The organism is Cupriavidus sp. 05L411 (assembly GCF_056398045.1).
Map to the genome: position 1 here is coordinate 38,409 of NZ_JBFTOQ010000014.1, position 20,548 is coordinate 58,956.

The 20,548-nt window shown below is 66.1% G+C and carries 17 protein-coding genes and 1 tRNA gene; 5 read left to right on the forward strand and 13 right to left on the reverse strand.

Going from position 1 to position 20,548, the window contains the following annotated elements; all coding sequences use genetic code 11:
- Nucleotides 1-370: 370 nt before the first annotated feature.
- From AC1DQR_RS18360 to def, 9 genes are all read right to left on the reverse strand, one after another.
- Nucleotides 371-446: transfer RNA gene (locus tag AC1DQR_RS18360), tRNA-Phe, on the reverse strand.
- A 60-nt stretch (nt 447-506) separates the two neighbouring features.
- A complete protein-coding gene (locus AC1DQR_RS18365) occupies nt 507-1,211 on the reverse strand; it encodes a response regulator (RefSeq protein WP_416050004.1) in 705 nt (234 codons plus the stop codon).
- 52 nt (nt 1,212-1,263) lie between these two features.
- A complete protein-coding gene (locus AC1DQR_RS18370; RefSeq protein ID WP_477133487.1) occupies nt 1,264-3,732 on the reverse strand; it encodes a sensor histidine kinase in 2,469 nt (822 codons plus the stop codon).
- The gene (locus tag AC1DQR_RS18375) at nt 3,729-4,604 is read right to left on the reverse strand and encodes a DUF4390 domain-containing protein (RefSeq protein WP_416050006.1); all 876 of its coding nucleotides are present in this window, start codon (nt 4,602-4,604) and stop codon (nt 3,729-3,731) included. Before AC1DQR_RS18375 ends, AC1DQR_RS18370 begins: the two co-directional genes overlap by 4 nt.
- A 19-nt stretch (nt 4,605-4,623) precedes the next feature.
- A complete protein-coding gene (gene rsmB / locus AC1DQR_RS18380) occupies nt 4,624-5,976 on the reverse strand; it encodes a 16S rRNA (cytosine(967)-C(5))-methyltransferase RsmB (RefSeq protein ID WP_416050007.1) in 1,353 nt (450 codons plus the stop codon).
- A gap of 232 nt (nt 5,977-6,208) precedes the next feature.
- Nucleotides 6,209-7,069, reverse strand: a complete 861-nt coding sequence (gene htpX / locus AC1DQR_RS18385) for a zinc metalloprotease HtpX (protein WP_043350911.1) — start codon at nt 7,067-7,069, stop codon at nt 6,209-6,211.
- A gap of 187 nt (nt 7,070-7,256) precedes the next feature.
- Nucleotides 7,257-7,898 (reverse strand): LysE family translocator, encoded by a 642-nt coding sequence (locus tag AC1DQR_RS18390; protein WP_416050009.1) that lies wholly within the window; start codon nt 7,896-7,898, stop codon nt 7,257-7,259.
- A gap of 47 nt (nt 7,899-7,945) precedes the next feature.
- The gene (fmt, locus tag AC1DQR_RS18395) at nt 7,946-8,959 is read right to left on the reverse strand and encodes a methionyl-tRNA formyltransferase (protein ID WP_416050010.1); all 1,014 of its coding nucleotides are present in this window, start codon (nt 8,957-8,959) and stop codon (nt 7,946-7,948) included.
- Between the two features lie 134 nt (nt 8,960-9,093).
- Nucleotides 9,094-9,609, reverse strand: a complete 516-nt coding sequence (def, locus tag AC1DQR_RS18400; protein WP_416050011.1) for a peptide deformylase — start codon at nt 9,607-9,609, stop codon at nt 9,094-9,096.
- A 162-nt stretch (nt 9,610-9,771) separates the two neighbouring features.
- Between def and AC1DQR_RS18405 the strand changes: the two genes are divergently transcribed.
- The 4 genes from AC1DQR_RS18405 to AC1DQR_RS18420 all read left to right on the forward strand — a co-directional run bounded on the left by AC1DQR_RS18405 (nt 9,772) and on the right by AC1DQR_RS18420 (nt 15,582).
- The gene (locus AC1DQR_RS18405) at nt 9,772-10,944 is read left to right on the forward strand and encodes a LysM peptidoglycan-binding domain-containing protein (protein WP_477133488.1); all 1,173 of its coding nucleotides are present in this window, start codon (nt 9,772-9,774) and stop codon (nt 10,942-10,944) included.
- Complete coding sequence (gene dprA, locus AC1DQR_RS18410; RefSeq protein ID WP_477133489.1) at nt 10,941-12,095, forward strand: DNA-processing protein DprA; 1,155 nt, start codon at nt 10,941-10,943, stop codon at nt 12,093-12,095. The genes AC1DQR_RS18405 and dprA overlap by 4 nt, the downstream gene beginning before the upstream one ends.
- A 98-nt stretch (nt 12,096-12,193) precedes the next feature.
- Nucleotides 12,194-12,598 carry a thioredoxin family protein gene (locus tag AC1DQR_RS18415; protein ID WP_416050014.1) on the forward strand — a complete coding sequence of 135 codons (405 nt, stop codon included), beginning with the start codon at nt 12,194-12,196 and terminating at the stop codon, nt 12,596-12,598.
- Between the two features lie 269 nt (nt 12,599-12,867).
- Nucleotides 12,868-15,582, forward strand: a complete 2,715-nt coding sequence (locus AC1DQR_RS18420) for a DNA topoisomerase III (protein WP_416050015.1) — start codon at nt 12,868-12,870, stop codon at nt 15,580-15,582.
- Nucleotides 15,583-15,658: 76 nt separating this feature from the next.
- Here the strand turns inward: AC1DQR_RS18420 and AC1DQR_RS18425 are convergent, their stop codons facing one another.
- Nucleotides 15,659-16,561 carry a LysR family transcriptional regulator gene (locus AC1DQR_RS18425; protein WP_150987609.1) on the reverse strand — a complete coding sequence of 301 codons (903 nt, stop codon included), beginning with the start codon at nt 16,559-16,561 and terminating at the stop codon, nt 15,659-15,661.
- Between the two features lie 192 nt (nt 16,562-16,753).
- On the opposite strand from AC1DQR_RS18425, the gene AC1DQR_RS18430 reads away from it, so the two are divergent.
- The gene (locus tag AC1DQR_RS18430) at nt 16,754-17,023 is read left to right on the forward strand and encodes a hypothetical protein (protein WP_416050016.1); all 270 of its coding nucleotides are present in this window, start codon (nt 16,754-16,756) and stop codon (nt 17,021-17,023) included.
- A gap of 339 nt (nt 17,024-17,362) precedes the next feature.
- Here the strand turns inward: AC1DQR_RS18430 and AC1DQR_RS18435 are convergent, their stop codons facing one another.
- From AC1DQR_RS18435 to AC1DQR_RS18445, 3 genes are all read right to left on the reverse strand, one after another.
- On the reverse strand, nt 17,363-17,833 hold the full coding sequence (locus AC1DQR_RS18435; protein ID WP_477133490.1) for a hypothetical protein: 471 nt from the start codon (nt 17,831-17,833) through the stop codon (nt 17,363-17,365).
- A 233-nt stretch (nt 17,834-18,066) separates the two neighbouring features.
- A complete protein-coding gene (locus AC1DQR_RS18440; protein ID WP_006162283.1) occupies nt 18,067-18,261 on the reverse strand; it encodes a YbdD/YjiX family protein in 195 nt (64 codons plus the stop codon).
- Nucleotides 18,262-18,336: 75 nt separating this feature from the next.
- A complete protein-coding gene (locus tag AC1DQR_RS18445) occupies nt 18,337-20,409 on the reverse strand; it encodes a carbon starvation CstA family protein (protein WP_477133491.1) in 2,073 nt (690 codons plus the stop codon).
- Nucleotides 20,410-20,548: the final 139 nt, after the last annotated feature.

Consider the following 20,548-nt stretch of genomic DNA (forward strand, 5'->3'; position numbering starts at 1 on the left):
GAAAATCGGAGGTCAGGACCGAATGCGAAAAGCGGATTTTGAAGGTAATTGGCGCAATGCCGATAATCGCGGACGCAACGGCACTGGACGGACGAATTCGTGCCTGAACATTAGGCGGTGGCATGCGGTATTGCAAGGGTTTGTGCGCTTGGGGCGAGGCCGCCGCAATGGAGGTGATAGACGCGTCCAGGCCGCGTTCCAGGCGGCGATATGCGTGTGGATGGGGCAAGACTGGTGCCCCAGGCTTGCGCCTCTCAGGCGCGCCGGAAGGCGGTCCGGCAAGGCAGCGATGAAACGATGGCCACAATGGGATTAGGCCAAAATGGAAAAAGCCCAAGACCTTTTCAGATCTTGGGCTTTTTCGTAATGCTGGTGGCCTGGGACGGAATCGAACCGCCGACACAAGGATTTTCAATCCTCTGCTCTACCGACTGAGCTACCGGGCCAAAGAAGCGAAACTATAGCAGCGCTTTTCGACCCGGTCAAGCGCTGCGTGCATCACCGCATCATTGTTCCGCAGGTTCCGGCTTGTTGCGGCCGAGTTCCACGCCAAGCTGCTTGAGCTTGCGGTACAAGTGGGTGCGTTCGAGGCCGGTTTTCTCGGCGACGCGGGTCATGCTGCCGTGCTCGCGCAGCAAGTGGTATTCGAAGTAAGCGCGCTCGAACAGGTCGCGTGCTTCGCGCAGCGGCATGTCGAAAGAGAAATGCATCTCGGCTTCGGGCAAGCGTTGCGGGCTGCCATTGGCGGTCTCGGCGGCGCTTTCCGCGGTAATCGCCGCCGCGCCCTCGCCATTGCCGTTCGCGGGCAGCGCCGCGCCTGCGGCCACGCCCGAGCGCGGACGCTCGATGCCACGCGCCAGGCCCTGCTCGACTGCCGAAAGCAGCTTTTGCAAGGCAATTGGCTTCTCGAGGAAATTGAGCGCGCCAATCTTGGTTGCCTCCACCGCGGTATCGATGGTTGCGTGACCCGACATCATGATGACGGGCATGGAGAGCAAGCCTTGGGCCGACCACTCCTTGAGCAGCGTGACGCCGTCGGTATCGGGCATCCAGATGTCAAGCAGCACCAGGTCTGGCGTATTGCCGGCACGGTACTCGCGCGCTTTCTGCGCGTTTTCTGCCACTTCGACCACATGGCCTTCGTCGCTGAGGATTTCCGAGAGTAACTCCCGGATACCCATTTCGTCGTCGACTACGAGGATGGTTGCCATACTTCCCCTCTTGACCCCACCGCGGCTTGCCGGGTTCGGGGCCGCACATTGACTATGCCAGTTTAACGAACAGGATGGAGATCTGCGCCCCGATGATGTCGGAGCCCTCCATGCGATTGCGCAACTCGATGCGTGCGCCGTGTTCGTCAATGATCTTCTTCACCATCGCAAGACCCAGGCCTGTTCCTTTGGCCTTGGTGGTCACATACGGCTCGAACGCGCGACTAAGGATACGCGGAGCGAAACCGGGACCGTTATCCGCAATGGTGAGCTTGACGGCCTGCCGGTCTTCGCCGGCAGAATCTTTGTATTCTACAGTCTCGGTGTGCAGAGCGATATGGGGCGCCGCCCTAGCCGCGCCGAGGTTGTCCGCCACCGCATCCTGCGCGTTTTGCAGCAGGTTGTGAATCACCTGGCGCAGCTGGGTCGGATCGCCCTTGATTTCGGGCAGGCAGGCGGCCAGCGACGGATGGATCACGGCGTGCTCATGCGTGCCGGTGTCGTCGATGCCGTAGAGATGCAGCACTTCGGCGACCAGGCCGTTGAGCTGCAGTGACTGCAACAGCGCTGGCGGCGTGCGGGCGTAGTCGCGGAAGTCGTCGACCATGCGCTTCATGGCCTGCACCTGGTTGACGATGGTGGTGGCGCCGCGCTTGAGCACGTCGACGTCGGTGCCCTCCAGTTTGGGCGAGAGCTTCATCTGCAGGCGCTCGGCCGAGAGCTGGATCGGGGTCAGCGGGTTCTTGATCTCATGCGCGAGGCGCCGTGCCACTTCGCCCCATGCCACAGAGCGTTGAGCGGAAATCACATCGGAAATGTCGTCGAATACCACCACGTAGCCAGGTTCGTCGCGCTCGTCGCCGCGCCCGCCCGGCAGGCGCGCGCCGCGCACCAGCAGCGTGAGCGCCTGTTCCTCATCGCTCTGCGGCAGCTCGATCTGCTTTTGCCAGTGCTGCGCGCCGCCCAGCATTTCACTGGTGCTCTGCTCGGAGAAGGCCTGCCGTACGATGTCGCCGAAGTCGCCGAGGGCCGGGATGCTGTCGATGGGCTGGCCCAGCGCGCCGGCGAACGGCTGGCGGAAGATGCGCTCGGCCCCCGGGTTGGCGGTGATCAGCACGAAGCGGCGATCGAACACGAACACGCCGGCGGTGAGGTTCTGCAGCACGCTCTCGAGATACGCCGTCGATTTCTCGAGCGCGCTGCGGTTCTGCTCCACCGCGATGCGCGCTTCCGATAGCTGGCGCGTCATCATGTTGAACTGCTGGGTCAGCATGCCGAGCTCGTCGCGGCTCTTGAGCTCGCGCTTGGGCGAGAGGTCGCCCTCGGCCACTTCCTTGGTCCCTTGCAGCAACATCAGCAGCGGCCGCGCCAGCTGTCCGCCGAGCAACAGCGCCAGCATCACGGCAATGAACACCGCGAGGAACAGCGTGAGCGTCAGCGTGCCGATATACATCTTGCGCAGGCCGGTGCGGCCGAGCGCCTTTTCCTGGTACTCCTGGTAGGCGCGCTGGACTTCGTCGGCATTGCGCGCCAACGCTGCCGGGACCGGATGCACGACCTGCAGGTAGCGTTCCTCGCGCACCGTGTCGCCCACCAGCCCGAACCCGGACGATGCGGCGTCCTCGGGGCGGCGCTCGACAGACAGCCCGGACCCGGCCCAGCGGCTGGCAGCATTGAGGGCCGGCTTGCCCGCGGGCCGGCTGGCGCTATCCGCGGTTGGGGTTGCGTCGGTTTGCGCGGTGGGCGCTGGGCCCAGCGGCACGATGACGCGCAGCCGGTACAGGTGGGCGCCATCGGTACGCTCGGGCTGGTGATGGCTATCGACGGATGGATCGGTGCCCCCTTCCACCGCGGCATAGCCGCCGGCCAGCCGGGCCTGCTCGGCCAGCACGCCAGAGGGCAGGTCCGGCACCAGCGACGCATAGTTGCTCGACGCCGTGGCGATCACGCGGCCGCTGCCGGTAAAGATGGCGGCTTCCTGCACGCCGTATTGCTCGCGCAGCCGGTTGAGCTGCAGCGAGGTGGCGACATTGGGCGAGCTGGTGAGCTGGTCGGCCATCAGCCGCGCCTTGCCTTGCAGGTCCGACAGCGAGCTGTCGATGGTGGAGCGGCCAAGGTTGAGACCGGCCTCGAGCGCGGTCTCGACGCGAACGTCGAACCAGGACTCGATGCTGCGCGAGACGAACTGCAGCGACACCAGGTAGATCAGCACGCCGGGCAGCACGCCCACCACGCCGAAGAACACGGCGAGCTTGGTCATCAGCCGCGTGCCGAACTTGCCGCGGCGGTAGCGCAGCCACAGGGTCAGCGCCAGCGCGCCGATGATCAGCACCAGCAGGATGCCGATCACCAGGTTGATCTTGAACAGCAGCGTGAAGTACCGATCGAAGAATTCGGTATTGGCCGAGGCGCCGGCGAGCAGTGCCACCAGCACCAGCGCCAGGAACACGATGATGCCCGCCACGACGCGGTAAAGCACGCGCCGGAACCGGCTGTCCCACGGGCTGGGTGGGGCGCTCATGGCTGGCCCGCGGCCGGCTGCACCAGGGTGGTGGGAGAGAGCACGGTCGATACGGTCTGCGCGAACGGCACCGCACGCGTTTCGCCGGCCACCGCGGCGGACGCGGCGGACGCCGGCGCCGGTGTCGGCACGGGCACCAGTTGTGGCGGTGGTGTGGGCGCGGGCGGCGGCGGGAATTCGCTCGGCACGGTGAAGTTGAAGCGCCGCCATTCCGATGCCAGGTTCCACTCGCGGGTGTTGACGGCGTTGATCTGGAACGGCTTGGGCAGTTGCGTCAGGTCCAGGCGCATGCGCGCTTCGGCCTGGTAGGTCTCGCCCGGCTTGACCATGCTGCGCTCGAACACGCGCCAGCCACGCACGCGCTGGATGAACTGCAGCGCGCCCTTCAGGCGCATGAACGGCAATTGCAGGCCGCCGGTGGACACGCGGTACTGGCGCGTGAGCGGATGGTAGGACAGCCGCACGCTGCGGCTGGCATTGACGGGTTTTTCATCGAACCAGTACCAGCGTGGGCGGGAAAGCTGGAAATCGACGACGAAATACAGTGAGATGCCTTTGTTGAGTGCGTCTTCAAGCGGCGGCGGCAGATCGAAATCGAAACTCGCGGCCAGATCGAAGCCTCCATCCTGGTACTCGATGCGGGCCTCGTTGACTTCAATGCCGTCGGCGCGCGCCGTGCCCGGCAGTGCGATCAGCGTCATCAGGATACCGAGCATGATCGTCGCCGCGAGCCACCACGACGCCAGCCGCGCGCGCGCGCTGCATATCGGGCCGGCGCCGGCTACTGAACCAGCTGTCCGGGCTGCTGCAAGGGACACGCACGCACTGTCGTCTGGGACGCGAAGGACGAACAAGCGAAGCGGGTTCAGCATTGGGATCGATTGGGATCGGTCAGGGTCGTTTCTGGAAACGGGCGTAGAAGAAGCCATCGTGATCGGTGGGCAGGCCTTCCTGGCTGCCATTTCCGCCACCGGCCAACTGATCCTTGCTGCCCGGCAGCATCTGGCCGGGCGCTTGCAATCGTATCGCATCTGGTAGCTGTGCACCAAACCAGCGCGCCTGCTCTTCGTTCTCCGTTGGGAAAATAGAACAGGTGACATAGACCAGGATGCCGCCCGGCTTGAGCAGGTTCCAGAGCTGCGACACGATGCGCCGCTGCTCGGTGACCAGCCGGGGGATATCCACCTCGCGGCGCAGCCAGCGGATGTCCGGGTGGCGGCGCACGATGCCCGAGGCGGAGCACGGTACGTCGGCCAGGATGCGGTCGTACTGGCGGTTGTCCCACCAGTCCTGCGGGCGGCTTGCATCGCCTACCACCACGGTGGCTTGCTGGCCCAGGCGCGCGAGGTTCTCGTCGATGCGGGTGGCGCGCTGCGCGTCGCTCTCCAGCGCGGTGACTTCCACGTTGGCGAGTTCAAGGATGTGGCCGGTCTTGCCGCCGGGCGCGGCGCACGCATCGAGCACGCGCTGGCCGTCGGCCAGGTCCAGCAGCGCAGCGGCCAGTTGCGCGCCGGCGTCCTGCACCGAGACATCGCCCTCGGCAAACCCGGGGATCTGCGACACGGGAAACGCGCGCACCAGCCGCACGGCCTGCGGGCCGATGGCCACGCCCGCCATGCCGGCATTGAGCACACGCTTGAGGTAGTCGGGCACCGAGACCCGCGCCGTATTGACGCGCAGGGTCATGGGCGGGCGCACATTGGCGCTCTCGGCCAGCGCGGCCCACTGGTCCGGGTACGCCTTGCGCAGCGCATCCAGCCACCATGCGGGCAGGTTCCAGCGCGCTTCGTCGTCCTGGCGCACCTCGGCCAGCAATGCCTTGCGTTCACGCAGGAAACGGCGCAACACCGCGTTCACCAGCCCGCGTGCGTGCGCGGTCTTGGGCTCGGAGGCTGCCGCGCTGACGGCCTGGTCGACCACGGTGAACTCGGTATAGCCCCCTTCCCCCTGCTCGTCCTCGACCAGCAGCGCCAGGGCCACGGCCAGCAGTGAGTCCACCAGCGCGCCGGGCGGCCGGGTCACCAGCTTGGTGACCAGCGCGCGCGCCGTGCCGAACTGGCGCATGGTGCGATAGGCCAGGTCCTGCAGGGCGCCACGCGTGGCGGCGTCGCGCACGCGGTCCAGGCGGTACTGGGCGGCGGCATTCTCGATGGCCAGCGGCAGCGCGCTGCCTTCGTTGACGCCGCGTACGGCAGCCGCGGCGGCGAGCATCTGGAAGGCGAGGGATTCGTGTTGCAGGCGCATGACAGTGGGGCAGTGAGACGGTAAAACGGGGTGGCAGGGGGCAAGCCGCAAGCGGCGAGGACTGGCGGCAAGGCCGGGCGAGGCCAAAAAAACACTGCCCGCCGCTTCCGGGGAAGCACGGCGGGCAGTTTACCCTGTATGTGGCGGGGACCGGCGTTTTTGCGCCTGGCTGGCCGCGGCGAGGGGGTAGCGCGGCGGCTTGGACCGCGCTTGTGCCTCGATTGGGCCGCACTTACACCGGATAGACGCCCGTCTGTGCCATCTGCATCAGCCGCGCCACCCGTTCCTCGGTCGCCGGGTGGGTCGAGAACAGATTGGCGATGCCGCTGCCCGAAAGCGGGTTCATGATCATCATCTGCGCCGTGGCCGGGTGCTGCTCCGCGGTCTGGAACGGAATCCCCTGCGCATAGCGGTGGATCTTGTCAAGCGCCATCGCCAGCGCCTGCGGGTCGCCGCTGATGGTGGCGCCGCCGCGGTCCGCCTCGAATTCCCGGGCGCGGGAGATCGCCATCTGGATCAGCGAGGCTGCCAGCGGGGCAAGGATTGCCACCGCGATACTGGCAATGGGGTTGGAGCGGTTGCCGTTCTCGTCTCGCCCGCCAAAGAACATGGCGAAGTTGGCCAGCGCGGCGATGGCGCCGGCCATGGTGGCGGCGATGGTCGAGATCAGGATGTCGCGGTGCTGCACGTGAGCCAGCTCGTGGGCCATCACGCCGCGCAGCTCGCGCTCCGACAGCACTCGCAGGATGCCGGTGGTGGCCGCCACGGCGGCATGCTCCGGATCGCGGCCGGTGGCAAAGGCGTTGGGTGCATCCTCGTTGATCAGGTACACGCGCGGCATCGGCAGCTGGGCGCGCTGCGCCAGCTCCTGCACCATGCCGTAGAACTGCGGTGCCGTGCTCGCGTCGACTTCCTGCGCGTTGTACATGCGCAGGACCATCTTGTCCGAGAACCAGTAAGAGAAGAAGTTCATGCCCAGCGCCATGATCAGCGCGAACATCATGCCGCTGCGGCCGCCGATCATGCCGCCGATGACGATGAACAGCGCCGTAATGGCGGCCATCAGCATGAAGGTCTTGACCCAGTTGAACATTGTCGTGATCTCCGAAAAAATCATCCTCGCGCGCGCACCCGGTGGCCGGGCTGGCCGTGCTACGGAAAGCGTGACGCGGTGCTGTTTAGATAGTACCCCGGCCCGGAAATTCAACCGTCACCTGCCTAAAAAAAGGGCAGACGGTGCCGGCGGCCGTTCGTTGCGCCAGCAGGTTCGGCAACGGTTCCTAGCGTTGGGCGAAGGCCAGGCGCGCGCCCAGCCCGATGAATGCAATACCCACAATGCGATCCAGCCAGCACTTGAGGCGCGGCACCTCGCTGGCGCGGCGGGTCAGGGTGCCCGCCATCCATGCCACCAGGCTGTTCCATAGCGTCGACATCGCCACCATGACGCCGCCCAGGGCCAGGAATGCCAGGGCCTGATGCTCGGCGTTGCGATCCACGAACTGCGGGAAGAAGGAAATGAAGAACAGGATCACCTTTGGATTCAGCACATTGGTGAGAAAGCCCTGCGTGAACAAAGCGCGCAGGCCGCGCGTGCCCGGCTGGGCAGCGGGGGCAGCGTCCGCGCCGGGGAGCGCGGATCGCTGCCAGATCAGGCGCAGCCCAAGCCACACCAGATAGGCCGCGCCGGCAAACTTGATCAAGGTAAAGGCGGTGGCCGATGCCGCCAGCAGCGCAGTCAGGCCGAAGGCGATGGCCAGCGAGTGCACGCAGCAGCCGGCACTGACCCCGAGCGCCGAGACCACGCCTGCCGCCCTGCCCTGCGCCACGCTGCGCCCGACGATATAGGCGGTATCCGGGCCAGGCGTCACATTGAGCAGGAACACCGCGCCGACGAACAAGGGAAGGTCAGTAATGCCGAGCATGGTTGGCTGCTGGTGGATGAGCTACAGAAATGAGGCGCGCAGCGCGATTATGCCGTGCCGCCAGCCACGGCGCAGCGGGTACCCGGTGGCAGCGGCATGCTTTGCAGGAACTGCTGGGCCGGCACGCGGCGCCCGCCCGGTTTTTGCAACTCGGTCATGCGCAGCGCGCCCTCGCCGCAGGCGATCACCACGCCATCGGCATCCGCCGCGAGCACGGTGCCCGGCGCCTGGGGGTGGCTGGCCGTCGACGCCATGGGCTGGGCCTGCCAGCACTTGATGACGGTCTCGCCGACCTGAACGGTGGCGCCGGGGAACGGATTGAAGGCGCGCACCTGGGCGGCCAGCGCCGCAGCCGGGCGGCGCAGGTCCAGCGGGGCTTCGTCCTTGGCGATCTTCTCGGCATAGGTCACGCCCTCGGCTGGCTGCGGCGTGCCGGTGAGCGGCTGGCCCGCGGCGAGGCGGCGCAGCGCCTCCACCACCATGCGCCCGCCCAGCGCGGCCAGCGCATCGTGCAGGGTGCCGGTGGTGTCGCCGGGGCCGATCGGTACGGTTTCGCCCTGGATCATCGCGCCCGTATCCAGCCCTTCGTCCATCTGCATCAGCGTGATGCCGGTCTGCGCATCGCCAGCCTCGATGGCGCGGTGGATGGGCGCGGCGCCCCGCCAGCGCGGCAGCAGCGAGGCATGGATGTTCAGGCAGCCGTAGCGCGGCAACGCCAGCACCTCGGCCGGCAGGATCAGGCCGTAGGCGGCCACCACCATGACATCCGGGGCGATCTGCGCCAGCGCGTCCACGGCGGCACCGGCCTCTTCGGGATACTTGCCGTTGCGGCGCAGCGAGCGTGGCTGCAGCACCGGGCCCAGGCTTTGCTCCAGCGCGTACTGCTTGACCGGGCTGGCCTGCAGCTGCAAGCCACGGCCGGCTGGCCGGTCGGGCTGGCTGAGCACCGCCACCACCGGGAAACCGGCGGCGTGGATGGCTTCAAGCGCCACGCGGGCGAATTCGGGCGTGCCGGCAAAGGCAACGCGCAGCGCTTGGGATGGGCTTGCGGCTTGGGACATGGCACGCTCCGGCATAAAGTGGCACCGGCCGCATCAGCGGCCGGTAACTTGATTCATCGGGAAGGCAATACGATAGCAGACCGCTAGCTGGCCGGTAGCAGGCCAGTGCCGGCGCGCGGCCGGCCGCGGCTGCCTTACATGCGGGTGCGTTCGCGCTTGTGCAGCTTGACCAGCTTGGACTTGATGCGCTGAAGCTTCAGTGGCGACAGGTACTCGACGAAGACCTTGCCCTTGAGGTGGTCCATTTCGTGCTGGATGCACACGGCCAGCAGGTCGTCGGCTTCGATTTCGAAGGGCTCGCCCTTCTCGTTCAGGGCACGCACGCGCACATGGTCCGGGCGCTCGACCCGGTCGTAGACCTCGGGCACCGACAGGCAGCCCTCTTCCGCCACTTTGCGGGTGTCGCTGGACCACACGATCTCCGGGTTGATGAAGACCTGCAGCGCGTCACGGGTCTCGGAGATATCGATCACCACCACCTGTTCGTGCACGTCCACCTGGGTCGCGGCCAGGCCGATGCCGGGGGCTTCGTACATGGTCTCGGCCATGTCCTCTACCAGCTTGCGAATGCGGTCGTCCACCACGGCAACCGGTTTTGCCACGGTATGCAGGCGGGGATCGGGGTAGGTCAGGATATCGAGTTTAGCCATGATGCTGGGGCGCAACGCCTGCCGCTCACACATGTGACCCGCGCGTTGCGGCTACGGGTGTTTACATGCAGAATCGGGGCGCAAGTACAAAAATTCAAGGCGCGCCGCAACAGGCACGCTCTCCAGGGTCAATCCGGCTGTTCTGCCAGCCGGTTCGAGAAAATGCGCGATCTTACCAAAGAACACCAGGCGGCGCCGGGCCGCAGGCCGTATGCGTTTGCCCGTTGGATGTTGTGTGCGGCCGGAATCACTGCCGTCACAGGGGCGCCAGTACATGCCGCCGATCTTACCGTCTCCCCGGCCCAGCGGGCCCAGGCCGCCGTTACCGCGCAGCAAGGCATTGCCGCCGCCGACCTGGCTTCGGACGCGCCCCAGCAGTATGTCGTGCGAGGGGGGGACACGCTTTGGGGAATCTCCGGGCGCTTCTTGCGCCAGCCCTGGCGCTGGCCCGAGCTGTGGGGGATGAACCAGCAGCAGATCCGCAATCCACACCTGATATATCCCGGCCAGGTCCTGTACCTGATTCAGCGCGATGGCCGCGCCTGGCTTTCCACCAGCCCCGATGCCGGCGGCACGGTGCGGCTCACGCCAAGCGTGCGCAGCGAAGGTGGGCCCGATGGCGCCATCGCCAGCATTCCCGCCAAGGACATCGAGCCGTTCCTGATCCGCCCGCTGGTGGTGGACCAGGGCACGCTGGAGACCTCGGCGCGCATCATCGCCCTGCCCGAGTCGCGGGTCTACCTGGGCATGGGCGACACAGCCTATGCGCGCGGCATTTCCCCGCCCGAGGCGGTGGTCGGCAGCGACTGGCAGGCCTTCAAGCCGGTCAAGCCGGTCAAGGACCCGGTTACCGGCCGCGTGCTGGGCTATGAAGCCGAGTACCAGGGCAATGTCCGTGTGTCGCGCCCGCCGGAAGGCTTCGACGCGGTAACTACCGTCAAGGTCACGGCGGCCCAGCAGGAAATGGGCTCTGGCACCTTGCTGATGCCCCAGCCAGCGCGCGAGCCGGTGCGCTATGTGCCCCGCGCGCCGGATGTCATGCTTGATGGCCGCATCGCGGCGGTCTACGGCGGCGTGCAATTCGGCGGCGCCAAGCAGGTGGTCGTGCTCAATATCGGCACCGCCGCGGGCCTCGAGCCCGGCCACGTGCTTGCGCTGTCTCGCGCCGGCCAGGTGGTGCGCGATCGCACGGATGGCAACCGCGCCATCCAGTTGCCCGACGAGCGCTATGGCCTGGCCTTCGTGTTCCGCGTGTTTCCGGGCGTGGCCTACGCCTTGGTCACCGACGCCTCGAACGCAATCGAGGTGGGCGACCGCGTGACGTCGCCGCGTTGACCGGGCTGGCAGCAACCGGCGCCAACCCGGCGCCGGTGCCCACCACCACCCGCAGTGCTGCCGACATCGAGGCATGGCTGCGGCTGACCGGTGCCCGTGGCCTGGGCACAGGAGCCTTGCGCCAGTTGCTGGCCACCTTCGGGCTGCCGCACCAGTTGCTGGCACAGACCGTCAGCGCACTGGCGGCTGTCATCCCCGAGAAGCACGCCCAGGCGCTGCTGGCGCCGCCCGATGCTGTCACCATGGCGCTGGTCGAGCGCACCGTGGCTTGGGCCGCCGAGCCCGGCAACCATGTGGTGACGCTGGCCGATGCCGCCTATCCCCGTCCCTTGCTGGATCTGTCCGACCCGCCGCTGGTGCTGTACGTCAAAGGCCGGCTGGGCGCGCTTGGCGGCCCGGCCATTGCCATGGTCGGTGCGCGCAGCGCCACCGTGCAGGGCATGGAGGATGCGCGACGCTTTGCCCGCGTGTTGTCCGGCGCCGGGCTGGCGGTGGTGTCGGGGCTTGCGCTGGGCATCGATGGCGCAGCGCACGAGGGGGCTCTGGAAGGCGCTCTGGAAGGTGCTGGCGGCACCGTGGCGGTGATCGGCACCGGCGCCGACCTGGTCTACCCCGCCCGGCATCGCGACCTGGCCCACCGCATCGCGGCCCATGGCGCCATCGTCAGTGAGTTCGCGCTCGGCATGCCCGGGCGCAGCCACCACTTTCCCCAGCGCAACCGCATCATCGCGGCGCTCGCGCGCGGCGTGCTGGTGGTGGAGGCGGCGGCGCGCTCGGGGTCGCTCATTACCGCGCGGCTGGCAGCCGAGATGGGACGGGAGGTCTATGCCATTCCCGGCTCGATCCATGCGCCGCTGTCCAAGGGTTGCCACCTGTTGATCCGCCAGGGCGCCAAGCTGGTGGAAACCGCGCAGGATGTGCTCGAGGAACTCGGCATGGCCGGGGATGCCCCCCGGCCGGTGGCGCCTGCGCCCATGCCGGCGCTGGACGATGTCCTCGGCCTGACGCTCACCCACGACCCCGTCACGCTGGACGCGCTGTGCGCGCGTACAGCCCTGCCACCCGAGCAAGTGGTGGCCAGCCTGCTGACACTGGAACTGGCGGGCGCGGTGGAGCGCCTGCCGGGTAATGCCTATCGCCGTGTAAGCTAGCGAGCGATCCTGGTACCGCCGGCCGAAATACGGTTTTCCCGGCGGCCGCTACAATCAAACGATTTCCCGTGCCTGAAAAGGCTCATGTTTCCCCCATCATGACCGTTTACTTTCCGGAGCAGGACCAGGGCGCAATCGCCCAGGTGTTGGCAGCGCGTGCGCAAGGCCGCCTGGTAGCCTGCCTGTGCGCAGCCTGGTGTGGCACCTGCGGGACCTACCAGGAGGCGTTCGCGGCGCTTGCCGCCCGGTTTCCCGGCGATTGCTTCGTCTGGATCGATATCGAAACCCATGCCGACCAGCTGGGCGACCTCGATATCGATAATTTCCCGACGCTGCTGGTGCAGCCGGTGGCGGGCGGCGCGCCGCAGTTCTACGGCACGCTGCTGCCGCATATTGAAGTGCTCGAACGCATGCTTGCGCGCGGCGCGGCGATGGCGCCAGCGGCCGGCGCAGCGGTGCCGAACGTGCTGGAGTGGCTGGCGCCGCGCGCTAACGACGACTAACCCCGGTCATCGGCGCCCAGCGCAAGCCAGGAGCACGAGTGCCGGATTGCAGTCAAAAAACGAAGTGGGTGGCGGCTGTTCAGGGCCGGCCCGCATGCCAGCAGCGCCCGTTTGACGGCGATGGCGAAGGCAGCTTGCTTGCACCGCCGTCGGAACCGCGCTTATTATTGGCGCCTCAAAGCCCCAAGCTCGCTGTTTACATATAGTGCAGAGCCCTTAGTGGCAATAATTCGCAGGCCGCCAGAGTGCGGCCAGCAAGGACCCGATCCATGTCAAAAGCCCTCATCATCGCGGAAAAGCCATCGGTTGCTGCCGATATAGCCCGTGCCCTCGGGGGCTTTACCAAGCATGACGAATACTTCGAAAGTGACGATTACGTTCTTTCGTCGGCCGTCGGCCACCTGGTTGAAATTGCCGCCCCGGACGAATACGAAGTCAAGCGAGGCAAGTGGAGCTTCGCCAACCTGCCGGTGATTCCCCCCCACTTCGACCTGCGCCCGATCGCCAAGACCGAGTCGCGGCTGAAGGTGCTCAACCGCCTGATCAAGCGCAAGGACGTCACCGGCCTGGTGAACGCCTGCGACGCGGGGCGCGAAGGGGAACTGATCTTCCGCCTGATCCAGCAGCACGCCAAGGCCAAGCAGCCAGTGCAGCGCCTGTGGCTGCAGTCGATGACGCCGCAGGCGATCCGCGACGGGTTTGCCCGCCTGCGCGACGATGCCGACATGCTGCCGCTGGCGGACGCCGCGCGCTGCCGCTCGGAAGCCGACTGGCTGGTGGGCATCAACGGCACGCGCGCCATGACCGCGTTCAACAGCAAGGGCGGCGGCTTCTTCCTGACCACGGTTGGCCGGGTGCAGACCCCCACGCTGTCGATCGTCGTAGAGCGCGAAGAGAAGATCAAGAAATTCGTCCCGCGCGACTACTGGGAAGTGCGCGCCGAGTTCATCGCCGCCGCCGGCCTTTACGAAGGCCGCTGGTTCGACCCCAGGTTCAAGAAGAGTGAGTTCGATCCCGAGGCGCGCGAGTCGCGCCTGTGGAGCGAGGCCGAAGCCAAGAGCATCGTGGCGGCCTGCCGTGACAAGACCGGCACCGTCACCGAAGAGTCAAAGCCGTCCACGCAGCAGTCGCCGGCGCTGTTCGACCTGACCACGCTGCAGCGCGAGGCCAACTCGCGCTTCGGCTTCTCGGCCAAGAACACCCTCGGCCTGGCCCAGGCGCTGTACGAAAAGCACAAGGTGCTGACTTACCCGCGTACCGACGCGCGCGCGCTGCCCGAGGACTACATGGACACGGTCAAGCAGACCATGGACATGCTGGCAGAGAGCTCGCCCAACTACCTGCCGCATGCCAAGAAGGTGCTGGCCAGCGGGTGGATCAAGCCCAACAAGAAGATCTTCGACAACAGCAAGATCAGCGATCACTTCGCTATCATCCCGACGCTGCAAGCCCCGAAGAACCTCTCGGAGCCGGAGCAGAAGCTGTATGACCTGGTGGTGCGCCGCTTCCTGGCGGTGTTCTTCCCGGCGGCCGAGTTCCAGGTCACCACCCGTGTCACCGAGGTGGCGGGCCATCATTTCAAGACCGAAGGCAAAGTCCTGGTCAATCCCGGCTGGCTGGTGGTCTACGGGCGTGAAGCCCAGGGCGACGATGCCAACCTGGTGGCGGTGGCCAAGGACGAGCGCGTCAAGGTCGACAAGGTCGATGGCGTGATGCTGACCACCAAGCCGCCCGCACGCTACAACGAAGCCACATTGCTGTCCGCCATGGAAGGCGCCGGCAAGCTGGTGGACGACGACGCGCTGCGCGAGGCCATGGCCGGCAAGGGCCTGGGCACGCCAGCCACGCGCGCGGCCATCATCGAAGGCCTGCTCGCCGAGAAATACCTGGTGCGCGAAGGCCGTGAGCTGATTCCCACCGCCAAGGCCTTCCAGCTGATGACGCTGCTGCGCGGCCTGGGCGTGCAGGAACTGACCCAGGCCGAGCTGACCGGCGAATGGGAGCACAAGCTGTCGCAGATCGAGCGCGGCGGCCTGAAGCGCGACGAGTTCATGCGCGAGATCGCGCAGATGACGCAGCAGATCGTCAAGCGCGCCAAGGAATACGACAGCGACACCATCCCGGGCGACTACGCCACGCTGGCCACGCCGTGCCCGCAGTGTGGCAGCCAGGTCAAGGAGAACTACCGCCGCTTTGCCTGCACCGCGTGCGAGTTCTCGATCAGCAAGATCCCGGGTGGGCGCCAGTTCGAGATCGAGGAAGTCGAAGAACTGCTGCTGAAGAAGGAAATCGGTCCGCTGCAGGGTTTTCGCAGCAAGATGGGCCGGCCGTTTGCCGCCATCCTGAAGCTGGGCAAGGACGACGAAGGCCACTACAAGATGGAATTCGACTTCGGCCAGAATGACGACGACAACGACGGCGAGCCGGTCGATTTTACCGGCCAGGAAGCGGTTGGCGCTTGTCCGAAGTGCGGTGGCTCGGTGTACGAGCACGGCATGAAGTACGTGTGCGAGAACAGCGTGGCCGTGCCCAAAAGCTGTGACTTCACCACGGGCAAAATCATCCTGCAGCAGGAGATCTCGCGCGAGCAGATCGGCAAGCTGCTGGGCGCGGGCCGCACGGATCTGCTGACCGGCTTCAAGTCATCGCGCACCGGGCGCAACTTCAAGGCCTTCCTGGCCAAGCAGCCGGACGGCAAGATCGGCTTCGAGTTCGAGGCACGCGAGCCCAAGGCGGGCGCCAAGACTGCGGCCAAGGGCGCCGCGGCCAAGACCGCGTCCGCCAAGGCTGGCGACGAGGATCAGGCTGGCGAAACGGTGAGCAAGGCCAAGGCGCCGGCCAAGAAGGTGGCGGCCAAGAAGGCTCCCGCTGCCAAGAAGGCCCCCGCAGCGAAGAAAGCCGCGGCCAAGACGCCAGCAGCCAAGCGCGCTACCGGCAAGTCCCGCGCCGACGACGAAGCCACGGCCGACGCCGAGGAAGAGTGAGTTGCTCGCGGAGCCGGCATCCTGCCGGTTCCGCGCTTCCCTTCCCCCTTTAGTAGCCCTCGATCCTGCGTTCCCCTTATTGGTTGTCGTTGCGGATCTTGCCCTCTTCGAGCAGGAAATCGATAAAGGCGCGGACCTTGGTCGGCAGGAATTTGCGGCTGGGATAGACCACGCTGACATCGCGCTTCGGCAGCCGGTATTGCTGGAGGATGTGCGTCAACCGCCCCGCTTCGATATTCGGCCGCGCCAGATAGGCAGACAGCATCGCCACACCCATGTCGGCCAGCGCCGCCTGGTGCGCCAACTCGGCATTGCTGCACAGCAGGCCCGGGCGGATCGGCACCGTTACCTCGCCCTCCGGGCCCGACAGCGTCCATTCATGCTCAGCGGTGGGGATGCGCATCGCGATGCAGCGGTGGTTGGTCAGTTCGTGCGCTTGGCGCAGCGGCGGGTGCTGGCGCAGGTAGCCTGGCGAGGCGCACAGGATGATCTCTGCCGAGATCAGCGGGCGCGCCACCAGATGCGAGCCCAGCCCCAGGTCGGACAACACCACGCCTACGTCGCGCCCCTCTTCGACGATATCGACGATACGGTCCGATAACAGCACGTCGAACACCACCTCGGGATACAGGGCCTGGAAACGTGCCAGCGTGGCGGGCAGCAGGTGCAGGCCGAACATCACCGGCGCCACCAGCCGCAGTGTGCCCGAGAGCGACTGGCTGCGCGCCGTGACTACCGATTCGGCCTCCTCCACATCTTCCAGGATCTGCTGGCAACGCTGCAGGTAGGTCTCCCCAGCGTCGGTCAGCGACAGGCTGCGGGTGGTGCGGTTCAACAACCGCGTGCCAAGGTGGCTCTCCAGGTCGGCTACGTAGCGCGTGACTACCGCATTGGACATTTCCAATTGTTGCGCTGCACGAGCAAAGCTGCCCAACTCGACCACTTTGGAAAAGACGCGCATCGATTGCAGCCGGTCCATGACATAGTCTCCAGTCTTGCCCGCGAACTTTTACGGAAAGTGGGCTATTTATTGTTAAAACTACAACTAATCATTGTCGGAGGCAATCTTTATTCATATCAGGGAAATGCCTAATATGAAGCCATCGGATGCCGCATTGCAGCGAAGGCTGCTGAGAAGACTAGGTGTCCTGCCTGTGGAAAGGATTCAATCATGAAAAGCCAACGTTTTGCCCTGATCGCCGCTGCCACCACGCTCGCAGCCGCCCTGACCGCCGCCCCCGCTTTTGCCAAGGCCGGCAAGTTCGACCCGTACACCGATGGCGCCCGCGTCACCCAGACCTCGGTCTATAGCAATGGCGGCAAGGCCGGCAAGTTCGACAGCTTTACCGACGGCGCCCGTGCCGGCAAGTTCGACCCGTACACCGACGGCGCCAAGGCCGGCAAGTTCGACGTATTTACCGACGGCGCCGCTGCCCTGTAATTCAGGCGGCCTGTCGGCGGGAACCGCGTCTTATGGCGGTTCCGCCCCTTTCGGCTGATCTCCACAGGCCGACGGGGAGGGTGCGAAAGCGCCTTCTCCGTACTAACTGGAGGGCACGCCCGTACCACGCCGGTACGGGCGTGTTTGCTTTTGGGGCACCGCTTTGTTGTACACGCTTGTCGGTGTCGGGTGATGCATGATACCCTCGGCGAGGTTTTCGGGCCGTAGCGACATACATCACGGCATAAAAAAACGGGCCAGTCATGGCCCGTTCTTGTTGCCGGCATCGCAGGCCGGCTGCCGGCGGGCGGGGGATGATCCCCACCTGCGCCAGGCAGATCAGTCGTCGTGATGGTGGTGGCCACGGCCGTGCTTGCGCTTGTAGCCGCTGCGGTAATAGCGGTCATCGCGGTAGCCGCGGCCGCGTTCGTCAGCGTAGGAGTTGCTGCGTGAGACGTTGCCCCCCAGCGCCGCGCCTGCACCGCCGCCAACCGCTGCACCCAGCAGGCCGCCGGTGCGCCCGCCCACGGCGTTGCCCGCTGCCGTGCCTGCACCGCCGCCCAGCGCGCCGCCGATGATGGCGCCAGTGCGCTCGCGGCGGTTGGACGTAACCGCGCCGCCTGCGCCGCCGCCAACCGCGCCGCCGATCACCGCACCGGTCGAGCCGCCTAGCGCGCCACCAACCGCCGCGCCGGCAACACCGCCGAGTGCGCCGCCGAGGGCATTATTCATATCGCCCGCAAACACCGGCAGCGCGGATGCCGCCAGGGCGATGGCCAGGGTGAAACTGCGAACGGGGTGCCGAGACATGTTCTTCTTCCTTGGGTTGAGCAACTGTGACGCAAGTGTAGAGATGTAGCCGCGAGCTTGCTGTAACCACGTGTAAGGCCCTGTAACCGCTGCAGAAACGTAAAACGGGCCGCCAGAATTGGCGGCCCGTTCTTTAACGGCGTGAAGCGCGGAGTTACTACGGGGTTAGGACTGTTGTGCGGCTACGCGCACTCGCATTCCCCCCTGAGCGAACCCCGCGTGCCACGTGCAGATCAGCAACATTTTCCCTGCCCCCCGCCGTAGCGGGCCTCCTGCCGTTCGCGAAAGAACGCCTCGTAGGTCATGGGCTCGCGGTCGGGGTGGGTGGCCTCCATGTGCGCCACATAGGTCTGGTAATCCGGCAAACCCACCATCAGGCGCAGGGACTGGCCCAGGTAGCGTCCCATGGTTCCAAGTTGCTCAAGCATGATGGATCTCCTGTTTCCAAATCCAATTCCAATCCCGATATCGGGTCAGCGCTGGCCGGTGGCCAGCGCACGCACTCAATGCTGCGCCAAAGCCGAAGCCGGCATCGGTTCAAACGGGGTTTCGCGGTCGGTCGGCCGGTTCTCCGCGCGAGCCTTCATCGCGGTCTTGAAGCCGTAGAACACGATCGACAGCACCACGAACATGAATAGCGCGCACAGCCCGGCATCCAGGTAGTCATTGAAGACGATGCGGTGCATCTGCTCCATCGACTTGGCCGGGGCCAGTACCTTGCCCTGGGCGATGGCGTCGCTGAACTTGGCCGCGTGGGTCAGGAAGCTGACCTTGGGATCGGCGTCGAACAGCTTTTGCCAGCCGGCGGTCAGCGTGCAGATCAGCAGCCAGATGGTGGGCACCAGGGTGACCCAGGCGTACTGCCCGCGCTTCATCTTGACCAGCACGCACGTACCGAGCACCAGCGCCACCGCGGCCAGCATCTGGTTGGAGATGCCGAACAGCGGCCACAGCGTGTTGATGCCGCCAAGCGGGTCAACCACGCCCTGGTACAGGAAGTAGCCCCAGAACGATACGGTCAGCGCGGTTGCGATCAGGTTGGCCGGCAGCGAGTCGGTGCGGCGGAACGAGGGCACGAAGCTGCCCAGCAGGTCCTGCAGCATGAAGCGCCCGGCGCGGGTGCCCGCGTCCACCGCGGTCAGGATGAACAGCGCCTCGAACAGGATGGCAAAGTGGTACCAGAAGGCCATCATGGCCTGGCCGCCCACCACCTGGTGCAGGATGTGGGCAATCCCCACCGCCAGCGTCGGTGCGCCGCCGGCGCGCGAGATGATGGAGTTCTCGCCAACGTCCTTGGCGGTCTGGATCAGCACATCCGGCGTGATCACGAAGCCCCAGCCTGACACCACCTGGGCCACCGACTCCGGCGAGGTGCCGATCACGGCTGCCGGGCTGTTCATGGCGAAGTACACACCCGGCTCGATCACCGAGGCCGCGACCAGCGCCATGATGGCCACGAACGATTCGGCCAGCATCGCGCCGTAACCGATAAAGCGCATATGCGCTTCGCTCTCAAGCAGCTTGGGCGTGGTGCCCGAGGAGATCAGCGCGTGGAAGCCCGACACCGCGCCGCAGGCGATGGTGATGAAGAGGAACGGGAACAGGTTGCCCGACCACACCGGGCCGCCGCCCTTGGCGAACTGGGTGAACGCCGGCATCTTCAACTCCGGCGCCACGATCAGGATGCCGATGGCTAGCGCGATGATGGTGCCGATCTTCAGGAAAGTGGAGAGATAGTCGCGTGGGGCCAGCAGCAGCCACACCGGCAGCACGGCGGCGATAAAGCCGTAGATGATCAGCATCCACGTCAGTGCCTTGCCGTCGTAGGTAAACAACGGTGCCAGCACCGCGCTTTCATGCACGTACTGGCCACCGATGATGGCCAGCATCAGCAGCACGAAGCCGATCACCGACACCTCGCCGATGCGGCCCGGGCGGATGTAGCGCGTGTAGATGCCCATGAAGAGGGCGATAGGAATCGTCACCCCCACCGTGAACGTGCCCCAGGGCGAGTCCGCCAGCGCCTTCACCACGATCAGTGCCAGCACCGCCAGGATGATGATCATGATCATGAAGCAGCCGAACAACGCGATCATGCCTGGCACCGTGCCCATCTCGGACTTGATCAGGTCGCCCAGCGAGCGGCCGTCGCGGCGCGTGGAGATGAACAGCACCATGAAGTCCTGCACCGCCCCGGCAAACACCACGCCCGCCAGGATCCACAGCATGCCGGGCATATAGCCCATCTGCGCGGCCAGCACGGGACCCACCAGCGGGCCGGCGCCGGCAATGGCGGCGAAGTGGTGGCCGAACAGCACGGCCTTGTTGGTCGGCACGTAGTCCAGCCCGTCGTTATGGCGCCAGGCCGGCGTCATGCGCTTGGGGTCGAGCTGCATCACCTTCTCGGCGATGAACTTGCTGTAGTAACGGTAGGCGATCAGATAGATACAGATCGCGGCGACCACGATCCACAAGGCACTGACGGCTTCGCCGCGAGACAGTGCAACGGTGGCAAAGGCGAAGGCGCCAAGGATGGCGACGGCCAGCCACACCAGGTGTTGCCCGATGCGATTCATGATGAGGGTCTCCTCAGACCATTTTTAGGAATGCCGGCGGCGGCAGGTGCCGGAAGCAAGGGGGGCGCCTGGGCGGCGTCCCCTGGTGGCGGCGGGCGGAGGGGTGGGTGGCGGGATGGTCCCTGCCATGTCTCCGTCG